This window comes from Peribacillus sp. P4_C12, assembly GCF_056402095.1.
Genome location: NZ_JBFUIB010001166.1, coordinates 1 through 591, shown reverse-complemented (window position 1 = coordinate 591; position 591 = coordinate 1). Strand labels below are relative to the sequence as shown.

Below are 591 nucleotides of genomic sequence, written 5' to 3'. Positions count from 1 at the left end.
TTTCAGAAGAGGTCATCACGGTGCTCCTTTCTAAAAATTCCTTTGCATATAGGCTATGTAGAGACTTAATATGTGTGAATCAAAGAAGGGTTTAGATATAGGGAGGAAGGGAATAACGTTACTAAATGATTATTTTTAGAAAAGAGGGATAGAGATGAATAAAAGTAACAAGCTTTCTTACATAGATAGCGGGGAAGGTAAAAACACGTTGCTATTTATCCATGGATTTTGCGGAAGTCATGGGTATTGGCGGGACATCATTAGTGGTTTAAAAGATAAATATCGAGTTATTTCCATTGATTTACCAGGTCATGGTGCAAGTGAGTCACTAGGGGCATCTTTCACGATTGAAGATATGGCAGTGAATATTGCTGCATTTTTAGATGAACAGCAAATCAATCAGGTTTACATGTTCGGTCATTCGCTCGGAGGTTATATCACATTGTCATTTGCTGAGCAGTTTGCYGAAAAATTGAGTGGTTTCTCCCTCATTCATTCCACCGCATTGCCTGACGATGAGGCTGGGAAGGAAGGGCGGTTAAAATCTGTTGAAAAAATTGAAATTGACGGGATCCCTGCCTTTATTGATGA

At 39.0% G+C, this 591-nt stretch carries 1 protein-coding gene; it reads left to right on the top strand.

What is annotated here, in order from left to right:
* Positions 1–154: 154 nt before the first annotated feature.
* Positions 155–591: alpha/beta fold hydrolase (locus tag AC1DUW_RS31960; RefSeq protein ID WP_477644596.1), on the top strand; the 437-nt coding region annotated here is incomplete at its 3' end.